The sequence below is a fragment of the Actinoalloteichus sp. AHMU CJ021 genome, assembly GCF_002895405.1.
GTDB lineage: Bacteria > Actinomycetota > Actinomycetes > Mycobacteriales > Pseudonocardiaceae > Actinoalloteichus_B > Actinoalloteichus_B caeruleus.
Genome location: NZ_CP025990.1, coordinates 2,614,148 through 2,633,891, shown reverse-complemented (window position 1 = coordinate 2,633,891; position 19,744 = coordinate 2,614,148). Strand labels below are relative to the sequence as shown.

Here is a 19,744-nt window from a genome sequence, read left to right as displayed (position 1 = left end):
GCGGTCCGACACCGCTCGGTTGGAAAAACAGCCTGGCACAGTCGCGCGGCGGGCAGAAGGCCAACCGCCACCCGTCGCACGGTCGTCGCATCGACGTCGCGCACCGTGATCAGTTCGTGACCAGTGGGTGGCATCGGGTGGGCAGCCCGCCCGTTGGTCCGCTCGGCGGGGCGCGGCTGCTCCGCGAGAGGGATCGTGCCACCGCCCCGGATCAGGAGCCGCTTCACTCGGATAGGTTGCGACGGTGACTGTTTCCACTGGTGAACGCCACTCGCGGTTGCTCGGACCGCTGTGGATCGCCGCCGTGATCCTCCGTGTCGTCACCCTGGCCTACGCGGTCGTCGCCTTCGCCGTCCACCGGGAGGGGTACGCGAACCAGGGCCTGGGGGCCGCGATCCTGGTCGTGATGGTGCTGTGGACCGGCGTCATCGGTTACGCGTACGTGCGGGGGCCCCGGTGGCGGGGCGCCGCGGCCTACGTGGACCTGGCGCTGACGAACGTCCTCGTGCTGTTGTCCCTGTTCGTGCTGAGCAGGGACCAACTCGACGTGCCCACCCCCTCGGTGACCACGGTCTGGGCCTCCGGCGCCGTGGTCGCGGTCGCGGTCCAGGGCGGGCCGTTGCGCGGTGTGCTGGCAGGGTCGTTGACCGCGCTGGTGAGCTACCTGATCCGGGGCTATGTGGACACCGACATCGCCAGGGACACGGTCATGCTCGTCGGGGTGGGCTTCGTGTTGGGCAACGCGGCGAGCACGGCCCGCGCGTCGGACGAGCGGTTGCGCCGCGCACTGCGGACCGAGGCCGCGACCGCCGAGCGGGAGCGGCTGGCCCGGATGGTGCACGACAGCGTGCTCCAGGTGCTCGCCCGGGTCAGGCGCCGTGGCGCCGACCTGGGCGGCGAGGCCGCCGAGCTCGCCCGGCTGGCGGGGGAACAGGAGATCGCGCTGCGCGCCCTGGTGACCACGGCTCCTCCCGAGTCCTCGGTGGACGGGGAGACCGACCTCGGCAGGGAGCTGCGGCTGTTGAACACCTCCCGGGTCGCCGTCTCGGTGCCGGCCACGCCCGTGGTGCTGCCCTCGGCGGACACCTCGGAGCTGCTGGCGGTGGTCAGGGAGGCACTGGCGAACGTCAACCGGCACGCGGGGCCCACCGCGCGTGCCTGGGTGTTGCTGGAGGACCTCGGCGACGAGGTGGTGCTCAGCGTGCGCGACGACGGGCCGGGCATTCCACCTGGTCGGCTGGGGGCGGCCGCCGTGGAGGGCCGGATGGGTGTTTCACATTCCATGCGCCGTCGCGTGGAGCTGCTTGGTGGCAGCCTGGCGCTGGAGACGGCTGAGGGGGAGGGGACCGAATGGGAGATGCGGGTGCCAAGACGACAACCGGCGGGGAAGGAGAGGAGCAGGTGACCGACCCACCGATTTCCGTGATGGTGGTCGACGACCACCCCATCTGGCGCGGCGGAGTGGCCCGCGACCTCACCGAACGGGGATTCGAGGTCCTGGCGACCGCGTCGGACGCGGACGCCGCCGCCCGCATCGCCCGCACCGTCCGGCCGGCGGTGGTCCTGATGGACCTGAACCTGGGTTCCTCCTCGGGAGTGGACGCGACGAGGGAGATCACGACCGCGCTGCCGGAGACCCGGGTGCTGGTGCTCTCAGCGAGCGGGGAGCACAGCGACGTGCTGGAGGCGGTGAAGGCCGGGGCGTCCGGCTACCTGGTGAAGTCGGCCTCCGTGGAGGAACTCGTCGCGGCGGTGCGGCAGACGGCGGCGGGGGACGCCGTCTTCACCGCCGGCCTGGCCGGGCTCGTACTGGGGGAGTACCGGCGGATGGCGGCCTCGGGGGACAGCGGCCAGGAGGCCCCTCAGCTCACCGAGCGGGAGACCGAGGTGCTCCGGTTGGTCGCGAAGGGACTGACGGCGCGGCAGATCGCCCGGCGGCTGGTGATCTCGCACCGGACGGTGGAGAACCACGTGCAGTCGACGTTGCGGAAGCTCCAGCTGCACAACCGCGTCGAACTCACCAGGTACGCGATCGAGCACGGTCTGGACCGCGACCCCGACTAGGCACGCGCTCGACTCCGGGACGGGCACGCCTCGGGGAACGAGCGGGGAGAAGGGCTCCGGGGCGGCGAGGTCCCCGGGGCTCGTGGACCACCGCGGCCGGCTGGCGGCGGGACGCGCAGCTGCTCCCCGGGTTCGTGGTCGGTGGGGAGCGCGGGCACGACGAGCGATGCGGCGGGGTTCGAGCGCCCATGTTTCCGCCGGAAGACCAGCACACCGGCCCCGGCGGTGTCCTACCCTGGTGAGGGTGACGGCAACGAATCCAGTCGCACCGAGATACCTCCGGGTCTCCGACGCGGAACGGCAGCACGTCGTCGGTCTGCTGCAGAAAGCGATCGGGCTTGGCCTGATCGACCTCGACGAGTTCACCACCCGCACCGACTCCGCGCTGACGGCGCGCACGCGGGGTGACCTCAACTCCCTCCTGGTCGACCTCCCCGGCCTCTCCCTGCGGGCCGGCGCGGAGGAGCCGGAGTCGATGACGCTCTCCAGCCACGGCTCGAGCCTCGTCCGGGAGGGCCACTGGCGGGTACCGACGGCGCTCCGCGTGGAGAACCAGGGCGGCGTCGTCCGCCTCGACTTCACGCAGGCCGAGTTCGCGGGGGAGACGGTCCTGATCACCGTGGCGATGCGGCACAGCCACCTGGTCCTGACCGTTCCAGAGGGCATCGCCGTGCAGGACGAGGTGACGTCGAAGCACAGCGTCGTCCGGCTGCGGGACCTCGCGCCAGCCTCGGCCTTCGGGCGCCGGATCGTGCTGCGGGGCGAACTGGTCCACAGCAGCCTGCGGGCGGGACGGCCCGGCCGCAGGTGGTCGCTCCTCGGTCGTCGCTGAGGGCGGCCGCACCCGGGGCAGCCGACCGACCACCCGAGGGCGTCGCCGCGGTCTCCCCGATGGCCGCCTCGGACGCCCCGTCCGCCTCGCCAGGGCCGGTTCCCGGGGCGCTCAGCCGGCGGCGGCGTTCTCCCGGTCCACCAACACGTGATCCACCAGGACCCGTTCCGCCGGCTCGTCCTCGGTGAGGACGCGGACGGCGTGCCGGACCCCCGCACGTCCCAGTTCCCCTGGTTGTTCGGTCACCGTCGCGGTCAGCGTCCCCTCGGCGAGGGCGGCCCGGGCCTCGTCACCGCCACCGAAACCCAGGACGAGCACGTCCCGACCGGCGCGGTCCCCGAGCGCGTCGAGGGCGCCGAGCGCCATCTCGTCGGTCTCGGCGAAGATCGCGACCAGGTAGGGATGCGCGTCGAGGAGCTCGGTGGTGCGCTCGGCTGCCCGGTCCCGGTCGTACCCGGCGGCGCGCTCGGCGATCAGGGTGACCTCGTCGCGCTCGGCGAGGGTCTCCTCGAAACCGGTGAAGACCTGCTGACTGGCCGTGGTGTCCGGCACGCCGCGGAGCACGGCGACCTCGCCGATCACGCCGGTCCCCAGGACACCGCGCGCCGCCACCCGCCCCGCCTGCTCGACGTCGGGGAGCACGGCGGCGGTGGTCGTCTCCAGCGATCGGTTGAGGGTGATCACCGGGACGTCCTCCTCGGCGGCCCGGTCGAGCACGGGGGCGAGGACCGACGGGTCCAGCGGGTCGAGCAGGACCGCGTCCACGCCCTCCGCCAGCAGGTCGGCGAACCCCTCGGCCTGCCGCCCCGGGTCGGGTTCGGCTCCCACGTCGGCGGTCACCACCTCGACGCCGGTGTCCGCCGCGGCGGTCCGCACTCCCTCGGTGAGGGCGGTCGCGGTGGCGGTGTCCCCGCCGGTCGCCACGAAGCCGACGCGCAGCCCCTCACCCGGCAGTGGTTCCGGTTCCACGGGTTCGGGGGAACACCCGGTGACCGCCCAGGCCACCGCCACGGTCGCCACCGCCGTACGTCGCACGAGAACTCGACCCCTCTCGTCGGGACACCTGCCGCCTGATGGTGGCACAGGCCGGCTGCCGGCCGGCGGGGGCTGGAGCCCAACGGTCCCCGCGCGGCGCTCCTGGCGGGGTCGGCCCGGGGCACCCGCGCCGGTGGTGATCCCGGGGCCCGGGTCCGGACGTCCACCCGACGACGTCGGAAGGGGGAGCGGCCCGTGGTCCGTGACCCGGTGCGGATTTCCCACGGGTTCCCGGGAGCCGACGGCCGCTCCGGCACGTCAATAGACGGAGACGGGCCGGCCCGGCCGCTGGGGGTGGCCGGGCCGGCCCGTCTCCGTGGCTCGCGGGCGGCCGGGAGCTAGGCGGCACCGCCGCCGTCGGCGCGCCGCTCGGCCGCTCCGCCACGCGAGGGCTCCGGCTCGTCGCCGCCCTCGTGGATCCCGACGCGCTGCTGGAGGCGGCGCAGCGGTCCCGGCGCCCACCACCCCGCGTTGCCCAGCAGCTTCATCAGGGCTGGGACGAGCAGCATCCGCACGATGGTCGCGTCGAGGGCCAGCGCCAGGATCATCCCGACGCCGATGAAGCGCATCATCTGGAGTCCGGAGAAGGCGAAGGCGCCCGTGACGACGATCAGCAGCAGCGCCGCCGCCGTGATGACGCGTCCGGTGCGGGCCAGTCCGGTCCGCACCGCCTCCTCGGTGGTCGCCCCGTAGGAGCGGGCCTCGACCATCCTGCTGAGCAGGAAGACCTCGTAGTCCGTCGACAGCCCGAAGACGACGGCGGCCATCAGCACGATGATGCCCGCCTCCATCGGCATCGGCGTCACGCCGAGCAGGCCGGCACCGTGGCCGTCGACGAACACCCAGGTGAGCACGCCGAAGGTGGCCGAAAGGCTGAGGACGCTGAGCAGCACCGCCTTGATCGGCAGCAGCACCGAGCCGAAGGCCAGGAACATCAGCACGACCGTGGCGCCCACGATGAGCAGCGCCATCAGGGGCAGTTGTTGACCGACGGCGTCGAGGCTGTCGAGGTTCAGGGCGGTCATGCCACCGACCAGGAGGGTGGAGCCGGCCGGCGGTTCGAGGGCGCGGATGTCGCGCACGGCCTGGTTGGCCTCGTCGCCGAAGGTGTCGCCGACGGGCTGGGCGGTGAGGACGACGACGCCGCGGGCCGCTCCGGAGGGCTGTACGCCCTCGATACCGCCGACCTCGTCGACCTGGGCGACGAACTGGCCGATCGCGGCCTCGTCCGGCGGGGTGTCCCCCTCACCCTGGATGACGATCTCGATGCCGTCACCGGAGGTGAAGGGGAAGTCCTCCTTGAGCGTCTCGACGGCCACCCTGGCGGCGTCGCCCTCGGGCAGGATCCGCTCGTCCGGCTGACCGAACTGGGTGGACAGGAACGGGGCACCCAGCAGGACGAGACCCGCGACGATCGGCACCGCGATGAGGGTGGGGCGGCGCATCACGCGGTCGGCGAGCCGTCCCCAACCGTCGCGCTCCGGGCGCTTGGGCCGGCGTTCGGCGCGCTTGCGCCAGGGCATGGGGAGTGCGTCGACCTTCGGCCCGAGCAGGGCGAGCATGGCCGGCAGCAGGGTCAGGGACACGACGGCGGCGAAGCCGACGGCGCTCATCCCGCCGTAGGCGAGGGACTTGAGGAACTCCTGCGGGAAGAGCATCAGGCCGGCCAACGCGATGACCAGCAGGGTGGCGGAGAACGCGACCGTCCGGCCGGCGGTGCCGATGGTGCGGCGCACCGCGTCGGCGGTGGAGCGCCCGGCGGCGATCTCCTCCCGGAACCTGCCGACGACGAAGAGCCCGTAGTCGATCGCCAGCCCCAGGCCGAGCAGGCTGGCGACGTTGACCGCGAAGACGTTGACGTTGGTGAACAGCGAGATCAGGTGGAGGAGGCCGAGTGACCCGAACACGGCGAGGCCGCCGACGAGCACGGGCAGCGCGGCGGCCACAACGCCACCGAAGACCACCAGCAGCAGGATCAGCACGATGGGCAGGGAGACGATCTCGGCGCGGATGAGGTCCTGTTGGGCGCGTTCCTCGATGGAGTGCTCCATCGGGATGCCGCCCGCGATGTCGCCGCGCACTCCCTCGACGTCGAGGAGGTCCCTGATCTCGTCGTAGGAGCCCATCTTGGCGTTGGCGTCCTCGCCGGCCAGGCCGACGATCGCCAGGGCGCGTCGCCCGTCCTCGCCGCGCAGCTGCGGGGCCATGGTCTGCCAGTAGCTGGTGACGCTGGTGACGGCGTCGGGGGGCAGCTCATCCAGGGCGTCGGTGATCCGGGCCCCGAACTCGGGGTCGTCGACGTCCGACCCGGCGGGGGCGGTGTACACGACGATGACGTCGCCGGCCTGCCCGTTCAGGGCCTCCTCGGCGAGGTCGCTGGCCAGCACCGCCTCGCTGTTCGGGTCCTCGTAACCGCCCTGCCCCAGCTTCCCGAAGACCCCGGTTCCCCAGACTCCTCCGGCGACCGTGATCACCAGAACGGTGATCAGGATCGCCCACCGGCCACGGAACGCCGTGACCCCCCACCTCGCGAACACGTGTTCTCCTCCACCAGTCCTTGCACGGTCGGCGCGCCGACATCCACTGGTGTGAACGGTGTAAACTCAGTTAACGCCGTTCACCCATTCGAGCAACGGTACGGCTGAGTAAACGGTGTTTACAACCCAGAAGGGTGAGGTATGTCGGGGGTCACACGTCGAGGGCGCGCACGTTCCGCGACCGAGCGGGAAATCCTCACCCAGGCGAGGGAACTACTTGTGCGGGAAGGTCGAGAAGCCGTCACGCTGCGCGCCATAGCCCGCAACCTCGGCATGACCGCGCCGGCCCTCTACCGGTACTTCCCGTCCCGGGAGGAACTGCTGCACCGACTGGTGGAGGAGATCTGCTCCGACCTGGCGGAGGTCATCACCGCACGCGCGCGCGCCGCGGACACCGGCGAGGAGATGGGAGCCGTGCTCACCGTCTGCCGGACCTTCCGGGGCTGGGCGCTGGCGCACCCCACCGAGTTCGAACTCGTCTTCGCCTCGCAGCAGGCCGTCACCGACGCTCCCACCGACGGCCCGACCTCCCGCGACCAGTTCGGTTCGATCTTCCTGCGGGTGATCGCCGGGCTGCCCGACTTCGAGGACGAGGAGCTGACCCACGCGGACGACGAGGCGTTCCCGGAGCCGATGCGGGACGAGTTGGTCGCCTACCGGCGGGAGATGGTGGCCTCACTGGGCGAGCTGGGCGTGGAGACCACCGAGGAGCAACTCACCCTCAGCGCCGTGTACCTGATCCTGCGCTGGTGGAGCCGGCTCTACGGTCACGTCGCGCTGGAGGTCTTCCAGCGGTTCCCCTTCACCGTCTCCAACGCGGAGCTGCTGTTCGAGTCGCTGCTGGCCGAACTCGTCGCCGAGGCGAGCAGCGGCGGGGCCTGCCAGGCACGGACGCGCTAGACGACCCGGAGCAGCACCCGAACCCCCTCGGATGACCCACCCGGCCGGTGCCGTCCGCGCACCACCCCGTCGCTTCCGCCCCGACGACCCGTCGGTCGAGCTGACGAGGTCGCGCCCGGCCGCCCAGGCGGCGACCGGACCGCCTCGCCAACCACCGGCGGAGCGACCGGACCACCACGCCGCCCTGGCGCGCGCGGGCCGGTCGCCCACCTCGAACGACCGGCCCGCGCCTCGGCTCAGACGACGATGTTCACCAGGCGCCCCGGCACGACGATGACCTTGCGCGGGTCACGCCCCGCGACCACCGCCTGGATGCGCTCCTCGGCCAAGGCCGCCGCCCGCACCGCCTCCCGGTCGGCGTCCGTCGGCACCGTCACCCTGGCCCGCACCTTGCCGTTGACCTGGATGGGGTACTCCACGGTCTCGTCGACCAGGAACCGCTCATCGGCGACCGGGAACGGGCCGTGGGCCAGGGACTCGGCATGCCCCAGCCGCGACCACAACTCCTCCGCCACATGCGGGCAGAGCGGGGCCAACATCAGCACCAGGGCCTCCACCACCTGACGCGGCGTGCCGGTCGAATCGCCGTACCTCTTCGTGAGGTGGTTGTTCAACTCGATCAGCTTCGCCGCCGCCGTGTTGTAGCGCAGCCCCACGTAGTCCTCGCGGACCCCGGCCACCGTCCGGTGCAACAGCCGCGTGGTCTCGTCGTCCGGCGCGTCCTCGGTGACCCTCGGCGCGCCCGTGGTCTCGTCGACGACGTTGCGCCACACCCGCTGGAGGAAGCGGTAGGCACCGACGACGTCCTTGGTCGCCCAGGGGCGGGAGATGTCCATCGGCCCCATCGACATCTCGTACAGCCGCAGCGTGTCCGCGCTGTAGGCGTCGCAGATCTCGTCGGGGGAGACGGAGTTCTTCAGGCTCTTGCCCATCTTCCCGTACTCCTGGGTGACCTCCTGGTCCTTCCAGAAGTACCGGCCGTCCCGCTCCTCCACCTCCTCGGCTGGCACGTACACGCCGCGCGAGTCGGTGTAGGCGTAGGCCTGGATGTAGCCCTGGTTGAACAACCGCCGGTAGGGCTCCTCCGAGGACACCTCACCCAGGTCGTACAGCACCTTCTGCCAGAACCGGCTGTACAGCAGGTGCAGCACGGCGTGCTCCACCCCGCCGATGTACAGGTCCACCCCGCCGGTGTCCCGGTCCCCGTGCTCCCCGGGACGCGGACCGGTCCAGTACCGCTCGTTCACCGGCGAGCAGAAGGTCTCCTGGTTGTTCGGGTCGATGTAGCGCAGCTGGTACCAGCAGGAACCGGCCCAGTTCGGCATCGTGTTGGTGTCCCGCCGGTACTTCCTCGGCCCGTCCCCGAGGTCCAGCTCCACCTCCGCCCACTCCTCGGCACGCCCGAGCGGGGCGAACGGGTCGCTCTCCGCGTCCTCCGGGTCGAAGGTCTTCGGGGAGTAGTCGTCGACGTCGGGCAGCTCGACGGGCAGTTCGCTCTCCGGCAGGGCGATCGGCTCACCGTCCTCGTCGTAGACGATCGGGAACGGCTCACCCCAGTACCGCTGGCGGGAGAACAGCCAGTCCCGCAGCTTGTACTGCACGGTCCGCTCGCCGTGCCCCCGCTCGACGAGCCAAGAGATGACGCGCTCCTTCGCCTCGGCGACCTCCAGGCCGTCCAGGTCCACCGAGGACGGGTGGGAGCTGTTGATCGCCGGCCCCTCACCCGTGTAGGCCTCACCGTCGAAGCCCTCCGGCGGTTGGACCGTCCGCACCACCGGCAGGTCGAACGCCGAGGCGAAGTCCCAGTCCCGCTGGTCCTGCCCGGGGACGGCCATGATCGCGCCGGTGCCGTAACCCATCAGCACGTAGTCGGCGACGAAGATCGGGAGGCGGCCACCGGTCACCGGGTTCACGGCGTACGCGCCGGTGAACACGCCCGTCTTCCGCCGGTTCTCCTGCCGTTCCAGCTCCGACTTGCGGGAGGCCGTGAGCCGGTAGGCCGCCACCGCCTCGGCCGGGTCGGCCGCGCCCCCCGTCCAGGACTCCGGGGTCCCCGCCGGCCACCCCGCCCCGATCAGGGCGTCCACCAGCGGGTTCTCGGGAGCCAACACCAGGTAGGTCGCGCCGAACAGCGTGTCCGGCCGCGTCGTGAACACCTCGATGCGCTCACCGACCCCGTCGACGGAGAAGGAGACCCTGGCCCCTTGGGAACGGCCGATCCAGTTCCGCTGCATCGCCTTGACCTTGTCCGGCCAGTCCAGCCGGTCCAGGTCGTCGACCAGCCGGTCGGCGTAGGCGGTGATCCGCATCATCCACTGCCGCAGGTTGCGGCGGAACACCGGGAAGTTGCCGCGCTCACTGCGGCCCTCCGCCGTCACCTCCTCGTTGGCCAGCACCGTGCCCAGCCCGGGGCACCAGTTGACCGGCGCGTCCGAGACGTAGGCCAGGCGGTACTGGTTCAGGACGCGGCGACGCTCACCAGCCGACAGCTCCGCCCAGGCGCGGCCGTCCGGGGTCTCCCGCGCACCCGACTCGAACTCGGCGACCAGCTCGTCGATGTGCCGCGCCCGTCCCTGACCGTCGTTGCCGTCCGGGTCGTACCAGGAGTTGAAGATCCGCAGGAAGATCCACTGGGTCCACCGGTAGTAGCCGACGTCCGTGGTGGCGATGCGGCGGCGTTCGTCGTGGCCCAGGCCGAGGCGCTGGATCTGGGCCAGGTACCGCTCGATGTTCCGCTCGGTGGTGATCCTCGGGTGCTGCCCCGTCTGCACCGCGTACTGCTCGGCGGGCAGGCCGAACGCGTCGAACCCCATGGTGTGCAGGACGTTGCGCCCCAACATGCGGTGGTAGCGGGCGTAGACGTCGGTGCCGATGAACCCGAGCGGGTGGCCGGTGTGCAGGCCGGCCCCGGAGGGGTAGGGGAACATGTCCTGGACGAAGAGCTTGTCCACCGGGACCGCTCCCTCCCCGTCCGAGGGGGCGAGGTCACCCTCCGGGTTCGGCGCGTGGAACGTGCCGTTGGCCGCCCAGTGCTCCCGCCAGCTGGCTTCCAGCTCGGCGGCCAGCCGAGGGGTGTAGCGGAACGGCGGCGCGTCACCGTCCCCGCCGGCCCCGCGCGCGGCGGTCTCCGAAGTCGCCTCACTCATCGCTCTTCCTTCCCTCCGGTCACCCGTTCGATCGCCGGCCGCGGCACCTGCCAGGGCCGCGCCATCCCCCGAAAACACGAAACCCCCCATCCCGGGAGGGCATGAGGGGTGGCCGCGCTGGCGCGTTCGCGACGCTCAGCGCGGCTGTGTAAGGAGCAGGCGACCCATGCTCACGTCGTCAGGATAGCGGATCGCCCACCGCCACCCGGCCCTCGCCAGCACCGGCGCCGTTCGGACGGGTCCGGCGTGGTGGCCTGGAACACCGGATCCCGGGGTAGCGGGAGGTGGCTGACCTGCGCCGCTTACCCTCAACCAGGTGACGACCGTGCTGGAGTCAGGACAGGTTCTCGCCGCACAGGCGGAGGCGGGGGGGATCACCGTTCCTCGCATCCTCCTGATGCTGGTCATGGTGGCCGCCGGCGTCGCCGTCGGCTTCGTGGGTCTGCGCGGCCTCCGGGAAGCCCTGCCGAAGAACTCGTGGGCGGGTGTGCAGACACCCGCGACGATGCGCAGCGACGAGGCCTTCCGGGTCGGCAACAAGGCCGCCGGTCTCCCCCTGCTGGTCGCCGGAGCGGTGTTGACCGTGCTCGGCGCCCTGGTGCCCTTCGCCACCGGCACCGCGACCGTGGTCACCCTCGGCGTGGTCGGCGGGCTGGGCGGGCTGGCGTTGACCGCCGCCGGCTGCCTGCTCGGCCACCAGGCGGCGTCCCGGGTTCCCGCGCCCAAGCCGCAGGGTCGGCGACTGGGCTGTTCCGGTCAGTGCTGCGGCGACAGCGCGTGCGGCGTGGCCAGCGCGCTCGGTGGCAGGGCCACCCCGGGCGCCGCGGGCTGAGGCGGGACGCCGCCGACCGTCCCCCCGCCGATGCGGTGCTTCCCCAGTCCGAGCCAGGACGTCGGGTGCGCGGCCCGTTCAGTTGCGGCGGGGGTCCGAGGGGTGGGTGGCCAACAGCGCCAGCGGCATCGGTTGCCGCCGGAGCACCCGTCCCCACAGGTCGTCGTTGGGTGGGGCCAGGATGTCGTCCGGGAGCGCGGGGACCACGATCCAGTCACCGCGCTCGATCTCACCGGCCAGCTGGTCGCTCTCCCAGCCGGCGTACCCGGCGAAGACGCGGAGCCCCCGGATCACTCCCGCGAACGTGTCAGGGTCGTGGTCGAGGTCGACCAGTGTCACCGGGCTGCGCACCGAGATCGTGCCGGGGACCTCGGACACCCGGACGCCGGTTCGCAGCGCCGCCAGGCACAGCGCCACCTTCTGCTCCACCGGCCCCCCGAGGAAGACCGCTCTCGGCCGGGTGGCGTACGGCCCCCAACTCGGCAGCACGTCCCGAAGCGCGGTCTCGCTCGGACGGTTCAGCACGACGCCCAGCGTTCCCTCGCCGCGGTGTTCGATGACGTAGACCACGGTTCGGCGGAAGTTCGGGTCGGAGAGACCGGGCGAAGCCACCAGCAGCGTGCCGGGTTCAACCTCGACGTCAGGTCGCACTCCACCATGATTTCACCTGGCCGTCGTCCCGAACAGCCGGTACCACCCGCCCGCTTCCCCGGCGGACCCACTCGTCGGTGTCGGGCGTCGCGACCCACGCGGGACCGAGGGCGTGACTAGGCTCGGCAACCGTGAACGCCGGTGCCGACCAGAGCGACCCCACCCCACCGAGCACCACCGGTGGTGTCGAGCCCCGGCCGCCCGGCGGCACCCGGCTGCTCATGATGTTGGTCCGCACCCGGGCCGGGTTCCGCAGGCTGTTGATCAGCCGCTTCACCGCGCAGTGGGGCGACGGGATCTTCCAGGCCGGTCTCGGGAGCGCCGTCCTGTTCAACCCGGAGCGGGAGGCCGACCCGGCCGTGGTGGCGGCGGGCCTCGCGGTCCTGCTCCTGCCCTACTCGGTGGTCGGCCCGTTCGCCGGAGCGCTGCTGGACCGGTGGGACCGCCGACGGGTGTTGCTGACGGCCAACCTGGTGCGCGGGGCACTGATCGTGCTGACCTCGGCTGCGGTCGCGGCGGGCGTCGCCGGGGCGCCGCTGTACGCGGGTGCCCTCCTCGTGATGGGGGTCAGCCGGTTCGTCGGGGCGGGCCTGTCGGCGTCCCTGCCGCACGTGGTGGCGCCGGGGGAACTGGTCCCGGCGAACGCGGCGGCGACCACGCTCGGCGCGGCCGTCACCGCCATCGGCGCCGGTTCCGCCATCGTCCTTCGGGAGGTGCTGGGCGCGGGCGACGCCGGGTCCGCGCTGGTCACCGTGATCGCCGCCGCCGGCTCGCTGGTCGCGGCCCTCGTGCTGGTCGGTTTCAGCCGCGGGGCTCTGGGCCCCGGCCACGAACCGACCGGGACCTCCGCCGCCGACGGCCGCGTCGACCCGCCCCCCGCCGGGGCCGCCGCCAGGCCAGGCCTGTTGGCGACGCTCGCCGCGGTGGCGGGCGGCCTGCGCGACGGAGGGCGGACCGCGTTGTCGGTGCCCTCCGTCACGGCGGGGTTCCTGGCGTTGATCAGCCATCGGGCCGCGTTCGGCGTGGTAACCCTCACCGGGCTGTTGCTCATGCGGCACGGTTTCACCGACCTCGGGCCGTTCCGGGCGGGACTGCTGGGCGTCGGCCAGGTCGTGGGGGCCGCCGCCGCCGGGATCGTCGTGGGGGCGCTGCTCACCCCCCGGCTCGTCGCGAGGCACGGTGCGCGAGGAGCCGTGCGCGGCGCCCTGCTCGGTGGAGCGGCGACCATGCTGCTGCTGGGCATCGTGACGACGCTCCCGACCCTGCTGCTCGCGTCGTTCCTGGTGGGGCTCGCTGGCCAGGTCGTCAAGCTGTGCGCCGACGCGGCCGTCCAGCGGGACATCGTCGACGAGCACCGGGGTCGGGTCTTCGCGTTGTACGACACCCTGTTCAACGTCATGTACGTGGCCGCGATCGCTGCGGCCGCCACGGTCGCCCCGCTGGACGGGCGCTCGCCCGCCCTGCTCTTCGCCGCCGCGGGGCTGTACCTGCTGGGGCTGGTGGGACACGGGATGGCCAGTCGTCGGGCACCGGAGGACGGCCCGGGAGGGGGCGGTTCGGCCGGCGGAGCGGTCGAGGCGGGCGACCCCGCGCCCGACGAACGGGACGGCGACCGGGGGCCGGAGTCCTCCGCCCCGCGCCCCACGAGCTGACCCGAGCCCCCGCCCCGCACCAGCGCCCGTGCGCGCGCCCTACGCGGCCCCGTGCCCACGTCAGGCCGCCGGTCTCAGAGGTCGAACCCCTCCTCGCCGCGTCCGATCACCCGGTCCATCTCCCCGTCCCCGTCGGTGTCCACCAGCCTGACGTCCATCACGCCGTCCCCGTCGGTGTCCAGGTACACGGTGTCCAGGACGCCGTCCCCGTCGCTGTCGACGTACACCTCGTCAGCCCGGCCGTCGCCGTCCACGTCCACCACGGCCTCGTTCGCCCGGCCGTCCCCGTCGTAGTCCACCCAGGCCGCGTCGGGCACCCCGTCCTGGTCGACGTCGACCCGGGCCACGGCCACCTGTTCCCGCCCCGCCGAGTCAACCCACCGCAGTGGGGTGCCCGCCCCGCCACCGTCCGGCGCGACGGCGCCGAAGATGTCGTCCAGCCACGGATCGTCGGGCCTGGTGCCCTCCCCGACGTCGCCGGCACCGTCCCGGACGTCGTCGGCCCACTCGGAGTCGGGAACCGGGGCCTCCTCGACACCGGGCCCCTCCTCGCGTGGCGGACGCTCCTCGGTCTCGCCGGTCTCGCCGGTCTCGCCGGTCTCGCCGGTCTCGCCGGTCTCGCCGGTCTCCTCGGTCTCGCGGGTCTCGTCGGCGGGAGGCGCCGGTACCCGCTCGGTGCCCTCCCCTGGCGGGGCGTCGGTTCCCCCCGGCTCGGCCCCGCCGACCCGGTCCTCCGCTCCACCGGTCGCCTCGTCTCCGGCCGGGTCCTCACCGGGGAGGGTCGGAACCGCCGGGGGGAACCCGGGCTCCTGTTCACCGGACCGCTGGTCGGGCACCCGGTCGGGGTGCGGCACCACGGAGCCCTCTCCCCAGGGCGGGAGTTCCGCGCGGGCGTTCCAGGTCCCCAACCCGGTCGGGTCGGTGAACGCGGCGTCCACGACCCCATCGCCGTCGAGGTCGAGCAGGACCGTGTCGGCGATCCCGTCCCCGTCCGAGTCCCACAGCAGGTCGACCCGGCGGCCGTCGCCGGTGAAGTCGAGCGGCACCGCGTCCGCGACTCCCGCCCCGGTCACGTCCACCGACGCCGGACTGGTCCACACCGTCGGCGCGCCCTGCCCGGTTCCGAACGAGTACTGGATCGACGCCTCAGGTACCGCCGTCCGCTGCCGGTCCGACATTCCAGCACCCCCGGTCCCTTCGGTCACCGCTCGGGCACTTCGACGTCCCCTGCCACACTCGGGTTCCGTGGTCCCATCATGTGCCGGGGCTCCGGCCCGCGCCGGCCCCCGCCGGGTGGTCGCGCGGGGAGGGCGCCCGAACGGAGGGGAGGACCACCCGGGTGAGGGTGCGGTACGACCCGCTGGGGCCGCCGAGGGGCACCGGGTCCCGGGGTGGGCTCAGGGGGCCGGCGGCGGCTCGAGGCCCTCGGAACGCGCCCACTCCCGCAGTTCCGCCTCGGCCTCGTCCCTGCTCAGCGGGCCCCGTTCCAGTCGGAGTTCCTTGAGGTGGCTCCACGCCCGCCCGACCAGGGGGCCTGGCGGTAGCCCGAGCAGCCGCATGATCTCGTTCCCGTCCAGGTCCGGGCGAACCCGCTGGAGGTCCTCCTCCGCGGCGATCCGGACGATCCGCTCCTCCAGTTCGTCGTAGGACCGTTGGAGCGCGGCGGCCTTGCGCCGGTTCCGCGTCGTGCAGTCCGCGCGGACCAGCTTGTGCAGCCGGGGCAGCAGGTCCCCGGCGTCGGTCACATAACGGCGGACGGCGGAGTCGGTCCACTGGCCGGTGCCGTAGCCGTGGAAACGCAGGTGCAGGTAGACGAGCTGCGAGACCTGGGTGACGAACTCCTTGGAGTAGCGCAGCTCACGCAGTCGGCGTCGCGTCATCTTGGCGCCCACCACCTCGTGGTGGTGGAAGCTGACGCCACCGCCGGCCTCGAACTTCCTGGTCGCCGGCTTCCCGATGTCGTGGAGCAGCGCCGCCATCCGCAGCACCAGGTCGGGCCCGTCCTGGTCCGGGTCGTTGGCCTCCAGCTCGATCGCCTGGTCCAACACAACCAGCGAGTGCTGGTAGACGTCCTTGTGCTGATGGTGTTCGTCGATTTCCAGGCGCATCGCCGGCACCTCGGGGAGCACCCGGTCGGCCAGGCCGGTGTCAACCATGAGCTCCACCCCCTGCCGGGCATGTGGACCGCGCAGCAGCTTCGACAGCTCGGCCTGCACCCGTTCGGCGGTGATGCGGTCGATCTGGTCCGCCATCTCCCGCATGGCCGCGACCACGCGCGGCGCCGGGCGGAAGCCGAGCTGGGCCACGAACCGCGCGGCCCGCAGCATCCGCAGCGGGTCGTCGGCGAACGACTCCTCCGGGGTGGCGGGGGTGTCGAGCCGCCGCTCGAGCAACGCGGTCATCCCGTCGTGCGGGTCGACGAACCTGCGCTCCGGCAGGCGGACGGCCATCGCGTTGACCGTGAAGTCCCGCCGCAGCAGGTCGTCGTCGATGTGGTCGCCGAAGACCACCTCCGGGTTCCGGGTGACCCTGTCGTAGCTGTCGGCCCGGAAGGTCGTGATCTCCAGGGTGCTGCCCCGCCTGGTCGCGCCGACGGTGCCGAACTCGATGCCGGTGTCCCAGATCGCGTCGGCCCAGCCGGTGAGCAGCTCCACGACCTGCTCCGGCCTCGCGTCCGTGGTGAAGTCGAGATCCGTCCCGAGCCGACCGAGCAGTGCGTCGCGGACGCTTCCCCCGACGAGGTAGAGCTCGTGGCCGGCGTCCTCGAACCTCCTGGCCACCTCGTCGGCGACCGGCGCCACCCTGAGCAGTTCGACCACGGCGTTGCGCTGGGTCCGCAGCTCCGCGGCGGACCTGCTGGCAATCGGCTTCTGTTCCGGAGACACGGCAAGCCAGGGTATCTGCCCCCTCCGGTCGACGACGACGGTCTCCGCCGCACCACCAGCCGGGGCCACGCGGACCGCCGAGGGCCCAGCACGACCGGCCGGTACCCCCGTTTCCGCACTACCATCCGGGTATGCCCTCGTCATCCGGTCGTTCCGGCTCCCGGAAGCCGACCGGCAGGAGCCGCCGGCGCCGCCGGCTGCGGACCGTGCGGGAGACATCGGCCGGAGGACTGGTGCTCGACGCGGCCGGGACGCACGCTGCGATCATTGGGCGGCTCGACCGCCGGGGCAGACTGCTCTGGTCGCTCCCCAAGGGTCACCTGGAAGATGGAGAGACAGCCGAGCAGGCAGCCGAACGCGAGGTCCGGGAGGAGACCGGGATCGAGGGCGTGGTGGTGGCCCCGCTCGGCACCATCGACTACTGGTTCATCGCGGGGGACAGGCGCGTGCACAAGACGGTGCACCACTACCTGCTCCGCGCGGTGGGTGGCGAGCTGTCCGACGCTGACGTCGAGGTCACCGAGGTGGCCTGGGTGCCGCTCGAGGACCTCGACGGGCGGCTGGCCTACGCGGACGAGCGTCGGCTGGTGCGGCGGACGGAGGAGGTCCTCACGAGGTCCCCCTCGACGAGCCGTTCCCCGGACCCCAACGAGCAGGCAGGCACGGAGCTGGCGTGAAACGAGAACGGGGCCGGAGGGCCCACCGGGCGGACGTGCGCGCGTCCCTACTGCGATGTGTGGCGGCCCTCGGGTTGGTCGGTCTGATCGCCGTCGGTGCCGCCGGTGCGGCGGGGGCGGTGGAGAACCGGCCGGCGGCCACCGGGGGCCATCCCCGCCAGACGACCCCGGCGGCAGCCCTGGCCGAGCTGTCCGTCTCGGAGACGACCCCTCGGGTGGTGACTCCCGACGGGCCCCCGGAGCTCGTCGTCACGGGCCGGATCCACAACGTCTCCGACCGCAACCTCTCCAACGTCGTGGTGCGGCTCCAACGCGGTGAGCCGGTCACCAGCGCGGACGCCGCCAGAGCGGCCCTCGACGGAACCGCGCCGACGGACACCGCGGCCTCCCCGTTCGTCCCGGTGGTCGAGTCCCTGGCCCCCGGCGACAGCGCCGACTTCAGCGTGCGGGCACCGCTGGCCGGGGGTGACGGCACACTCGGGATCAGCCAGCCCGGGAGCTACCCGCTGCTGGTCAACGCGAACGGCCAGCCCGACTACGGCGGCGACGCCCGGCTGGCGGCGACGTCCATGCTGCTGCCCGTGGTGGGCGCGCCTGGCGGCGCCACCGCCTCCTCCTCGGTCTCCCCGTCGACCACCGTGCTGTGGCCGCTGGTCTCCACTCCCAAGATGGTCGGCCGGGACACCCGGGGGCGGGCGATCCTCGCCGACGACGAACTCGCCAGGTCGGTCGGACCGGGGGGGCGGCTGTTCGGGCTCCTCCAGGCGATCGAGGACGGTGTCGCTCCCGGCTCCAACCTGAGCAGGTCGCTCTGCTTCGCGATCGACCCGGCGCTGCTGGAGGCCGTCGAGGCGATGTCAGCCGGGTACCTGGTGCGGTCCTCCAGCGGGGAGGGACCCGTCGAGGGCGCCGGTGGCAGCACCGCCGATGTCTGGCTGAACAAGCTGCGGGACGTGGTCAGCGGACGCTGTGTGATCGCGCTGCCCTACGCGGACGCCGACCTGGTGGCCCTGACGAGGTCAGGCATGGACGACCTCCGCGACCTGGCGTTCACCCGGGGCGCCGAGATCGTGGAACGGGTGTTGGGCGGTTCGAAACCGCTGTCGTCGGTGGTGTGGCCCGCCGAGGGCGTCCTGGACGACGCGACGTTGTCCGCGCTGGCCGAGTCCGGCACCAGCACCCTGCTGCTGTCCCCCTCCGGCATGGAGGAGGCCACCCCGGGTCTGCTGCCCACCCGCGTGTCCGGGGCGACCGTCGAACCCACGGCGCTCCCGATCGACCCGCTGGTCAGCCGCGCGTTGCGCGACACCGCCGCCACACCTGGCCCCCAGCTGGGCGGCGGCGGGGCGGCGGCCGCCGCGCTCGAACCCGCGACGCCGGCCCGGGACGCGGTCACCGACTCGCTCGGCGTGCTGCTGTTCCGGACCACGGCGGACGCCAACGTCACCGAGGCGTCCCGCCTGGTGGTAGCGCCGCCCCGGCTCTGGGAACAGCGCCCCGCCGACCACGCCGCGTTCCTCGGGGGGCTCGAACGCCTCTTCCAGCTGAACCTGGCCACCCCGGGATGGCTGGTCGACCAGACCGACTCCCCCCTCCCCGAACGGGCCACCGCGCTGACCTACCCCGCCGACGTGGGTTCCCGCGAGATCCCGGCCCAGGTCGGAGGGTCCGTCCGGCGAGGGACCCAGCGGGTCACCGACTTCGGGTCCGCGCTCACGCCCGACAACTCCGTCGACCCGAACAGCCGGGTCCAGCCGGAGGACCTGACCGACCCGGTTCGGCTGGCCTACCTCGGCGCGACGTCGAGCAGTTGGCGGGGCAACCCCACGGCCGCCAACCACCGCCTGTCGGCGGCCAACCTCAGCCTGGACCGGCTCCTGGCCCGGGTGCAGGTCAACCGCCCCGCCACTCCGCTGTCCCTCGCGGCCTCCGACTCACCGCTCCCCCTGGCCGTCAGCAACCGCCTCCCGGTGGGCGTCCGGGTCCAGGTCCTGCTGCGCGACTCGCCGGGGCTGGACATCCCCCACGCCCAGGAGTTCGACGTCCCGGCCAACAGCACCCGGCAGCGCCTGATCCCCGCCGAGGTCAGCAGGTCGGGGCAGTTCACGGTGTCGGCCGTCCTGACCACGCCGGGGGGGACGGAACTCGGACCGCCGGTGCGGTTGTTGGTCAGTTCGACCGCGTACGGGACGATTACGGTGATCATCACCGTGGTGGCCGGAGCGGCACTGGTGCTGTTGTCCGCACGTCGGCTCGTCCGCAGGTTCCGGGGTGCGGGCGGCACGCCACCGCCGGGGGAGGCTGGCGGGGAGCGCCCCTCGCCAACCCCCGACGCCGGGGACCGTGAAGGACCCCGCCCCGGTGCGCCGGACCAGGACGACCCACCGGGTCCGGACGACGACCGGAGCGGGCCCTCCACGACGGGTCGACCACCGGCCGGCGGCCCCGGCACGACAGCGACGGAAAGTGACAGGTGACACAGTCCGAAGAGCCGCGCCGCCGGCGCGGCCCTCTCCACGCCGTCCGCGCTGAT

Annotated in this window: 14 protein-coding genes; 8 read left to right on the top strand and 6 right to left on the bottom strand. The window is 72.9% G+C overall.

All coding sequences use genetic code 11. From position 1 onward, the window contains the following. Window positions 1–244 precede the first annotated feature (244 nt). The 3 genes from macS (at window position 245) to C1701_RS11105 (ending at window position 2,896) form a co-directional block, all read left to right on the top strand. Complete coding sequence (macS, locus tag C1701_RS11115) at window positions 245–1,405, top strand: MacS family sensor histidine kinase (RefSeq protein WP_245588713.1); 1,161 nt, start codon at window positions 245–247, stop codon at window positions 1,403–1,405. Next, window positions 1,402–2,064, top strand: coding sequence for a response regulator (locus C1701_RS11110; protein ID WP_026417875.1), 663 nt, complete (start codon window positions 1,402–1,404; stop codon window positions 2,062–2,064). The genes macS and C1701_RS11110 overlap by 4 nt, the downstream gene beginning before the upstream one ends. 244 nt (window positions 2,065–2,308) lie before the next feature. Continuing rightward, window positions 2,309–2,896 (top strand): DUF1707 domain-containing protein, encoded by a 588-nt coding sequence (locus C1701_RS11105; RefSeq protein WP_051713233.1) that lies wholly within the window; start codon window positions 2,309–2,311, stop codon window positions 2,894–2,896. A gap of 111 nt (window positions 2,897–3,007) precedes the next feature. Here C1701_RS11105 and C1701_RS11100 read toward each other — a convergent pair whose 3' ends face one another. Both C1701_RS11100 and C1701_RS11095 read right to left on the bottom strand, forming a co-directional pair. After that, window positions 3,008–3,931, bottom strand: coding sequence for a sugar ABC transporter substrate-binding protein (locus tag C1701_RS11100; protein ID WP_337662228.1), 924 nt, complete (start codon window positions 3,929–3,931; stop codon window positions 3,008–3,010). A gap of 338 nt (window positions 3,932–4,269) precedes the next feature. Next, the gene (locus C1701_RS11095; RefSeq protein ID WP_026417873.1) at window positions 4,270–6,468 is read right to left on the bottom strand and encodes an MMPL family transporter; all 2,199 of its coding nucleotides are present in this window, start codon (window positions 6,466–6,468) and stop codon (window positions 4,270–4,272) included. A 219-nt stretch (window positions 6,469–6,687) separates the two neighbouring features. On the opposite strand from C1701_RS11095, the gene C1701_RS11090 reads away from it, so the two are divergent. After that, window positions 6,688–7,368, top strand: a complete 681-nt coding sequence (locus C1701_RS11090; RefSeq protein WP_248783916.1) for a TetR/AcrR family transcriptional regulator — start codon at window positions 6,688–6,690, stop codon at window positions 7,366–7,368. A gap of 236 nt (window positions 7,369–7,604) precedes the next feature. Here C1701_RS11090 and leuS read toward each other — a convergent pair whose 3' ends face one another. Then, the gene (gene leuS, locus C1701_RS11085; protein ID WP_103055885.1) at window positions 7,605–10,514 is read right to left on the bottom strand and encodes a leucine--tRNA ligase; all 2,910 of its coding nucleotides are present in this window, start codon (window positions 10,512–10,514) and stop codon (window positions 7,605–7,607) included. 316 nt (window positions 10,515–10,830) lie between these two features. Between leuS and C1701_RS11080 the strand changes: the two genes are divergently transcribed. Continuing rightward, window positions 10,831–11,346 (top strand): SdpI family protein, encoded by a 516-nt coding sequence (locus C1701_RS11080; protein WP_245588711.1) that lies wholly within the window; start codon window positions 10,831–10,833, stop codon window positions 11,344–11,346. 78 nt (window positions 11,347–11,424) lie between these two features. Here the strand turns inward: C1701_RS11080 and C1701_RS11075 are convergent, their stop codons facing one another. Next, complete coding sequence (locus C1701_RS11075) at window positions 11,425–11,997, bottom strand: YqgE/AlgH family protein (RefSeq protein WP_026417870.1); 573 nt, start codon at window positions 11,995–11,997, stop codon at window positions 11,425–11,427. Window positions 11,998–12,128: 131 nt separating this feature from the next. On the opposite strand from C1701_RS11075, the gene C1701_RS11070 reads away from it, so the two are divergent. Beyond that, window positions 12,129–13,649 carry an MFS transporter gene (locus C1701_RS11070; protein ID WP_335334193.1) on the top strand — a complete coding sequence of 507 codons (1,521 nt, stop codon included), beginning with the start codon at window positions 12,129–12,131 and terminating at the stop codon, window positions 13,647–13,649. A 74-nt stretch (window positions 13,650–13,723) separates the two neighbouring features. On the opposite strand, the gene C1701_RS27315 is transcribed toward C1701_RS11070, so the two are convergent. Together C1701_RS27315 and C1701_RS11060 are read right to left on the bottom strand one after the other, a co-directional pair. Continuing rightward, entirely contained in the window at window positions 13,724–14,827 is a 1,104-nt protein-coding gene (locus C1701_RS27315; protein WP_051313561.1) for a hypothetical protein, read from the bottom strand. A gap of 219 nt (window positions 14,828–15,046) precedes the next feature. Next, the gene (locus tag C1701_RS11060; RefSeq protein ID WP_337662227.1) at window positions 15,047–16,678 is read right to left on the bottom strand and encodes a CCA tRNA nucleotidyltransferase; all 1,632 of its coding nucleotides are present in this window, start codon (window positions 16,676–16,678) and stop codon (window positions 15,047–15,049) included. Here C1701_RS11060 and C1701_RS11055 point away from each other — a divergent pair. Beyond that, window positions 16,666–17,211, top strand: a complete 546-nt coding sequence (locus C1701_RS11055) for an NUDIX hydrolase (RefSeq protein ID WP_026417868.1) — start codon at window positions 16,666–16,668, stop codon at window positions 17,209–17,211. The two genes, C1701_RS11060 and C1701_RS11055, sit on opposite strands and share 13 nt — an antisense overlap. A gap of 35 nt (window positions 17,212–17,246) precedes the next feature. Next, the gene (locus C1701_RS11050) at window positions 17,247–19,688 is read left to right on the top strand and encodes a DUF6049 family protein (protein ID WP_156038551.1); all 2,442 of its coding nucleotides are present in this window, start codon (window positions 17,247–17,249) and stop codon (window positions 19,686–19,688) included. Window positions 19,689–19,744: the final 56 nt, after the last annotated feature.

What these genes read in the sequence shown, in the direction of transcription:
- leuS (WP_103055885.1), bottom strand. Translation starts at nt 10,514, where the DNA reads ATGAGTGAGGCGACTTCGGAGACCGCCGCGCGCGGGGCCGGCGGGGAC.
- C1701_RS27315 (WP_051313561.1), bottom strand. Translation starts at nt 14,827, where the DNA reads ATGTCGGACCGGCAGCGGACGGCGGTACCTGAGGCGTCGATCCAGTAC.
- C1701_RS11055 (WP_026417868.1), top strand. Translation starts at nt 16,666, where the DNA reads ATGCCCTCGTCATCCGGTCGTTCCGGCTCCCGGAAGCCGACCGGCAGG.
- C1701_RS11060 (WP_337662227.1), bottom strand. Translation starts at nt 16,678, where the DNA reads ATGACGAGGGCATACCCGGATGGTAGTGCGGAAACGGGGGTACCGGCC.